This window comes from Piscirickettsia salmonis LF-89 = ATCC VR-1361 (assembly GCF_000297215.2).
Classification (GTDB): domain Bacteria; phylum Pseudomonadota; class Gammaproteobacteria; order Piscirickettsiales; family Piscirickettsiaceae; genus Piscirickettsia; species Piscirickettsia salmonis.
The window spans coordinates 1-890 of sequence record NZ_AMFF02000276.1 but is presented as its reverse complement, the minus strand read 5'-3'; the positions used below and the strand labels follow the sequence as shown (position 1 = coordinate 890).

2 protein-coding genes are annotated in these 890 nt (G+C 35.6%); one reads left to right on the top strand and one right to left on the bottom strand.

The features are described 5' to 3' along the window. Window positions 1-107 precede the first annotated feature (107 nt). Window positions 108-578 carry a DUF1289 domain-containing protein gene (locus C200_RS14065; RefSeq protein WP_016211454.1) on the top strand — a complete coding sequence of 157 codons (471 nt, stop codon included), beginning with the start codon at window positions 108-110 and terminating at the stop codon, window positions 576-578. 140 nt (window positions 579-718) lie between these two features. Here C200_RS14065 and C200_RS14060 read toward each other — a convergent pair. Next, the coding region (locus C200_RS14060) for a transposase (RefSeq protein WP_033923692.1) at window positions 719-890 on the bottom strand (172 nt) is incomplete at its 5' end.

Below are 890 nucleotides of genomic sequence, written 5' to 3'. Positions count from 1 at the left end.
GATTTTGTTGTCAATGCGTAAGTCCTGGTTAAAGTAATTTTTTTCGCTTGGCAGAGTGGCAAGGTTTTCGCATAATAATGATAGCAGTATGAAAAGAGGTTGCCGTAATGATCGATGATAAAGCCACGCCTTGTGTTGGTTTATGCTCAACTGTATATGGTGATGATGTGTGTCGTGGCTGTAAACGTTTTTATCATGAAGTCATTGATTGGAATCAGTACGATGTTAGTTTAAAGCAAAAAACATGGTGGCGCTTAGAGCAGTTGGCTGTAGAAATTTTACAGCCAAAAATTGAGATTATTGATATCGAAATATTGCGAGCTCAACTGGATAAACATCAAATCCGTTATTTTCGTTTTCAGAGCCCTTTTTGTTGGGCGCATGCTTTATTGCGTGCTGGCGCAGAAAAAATTAATGATATCACTTGTTATGGTCTTAAGCTGCATAGGGATTACATTCAGCTATCTTTAGTTGAGTTTTTACATAAGATTGAAGATGAATTTTATCAAAAATCTATAGATTGGTTTAATGATTCTATTGATGAAATAGAGCCCATTGAACTGTTTGTGCATAAATAATAAGTGATAGCTAATTAATAGTGTGTTGTAAAAATATGCTCACTAAAAAATCATCTTTATTGATATAAAATTATATGATGGTCCAGGTTTTAAGAAATTCCCAGCCGTGCATTACCAGGCTGGGTAAACAGGTATAGCACTCAACGAATAGTTTCTGACATTGACTTCATTACTTGACTAAGCGCTGTCTCTAAATTTATTTCATCTTGATCAAGCTTCATGCGAACCCTATTTTTAAGCGGTGACCATACATGCTCTATCGGGTTTAAATCAGGAGAATAAGGGGGTAAAAATAATAAGTGACAACCCGCA

Excerpts from the sequence above, each read along its gene's own strand:
- C200_RS14065 (WP_016211454.1), top strand. The coding sequence starts at position 108 with ATGATCGATGATAAAGCCACGCCTTGTGTTGGTTTATGCTCAACTGTA.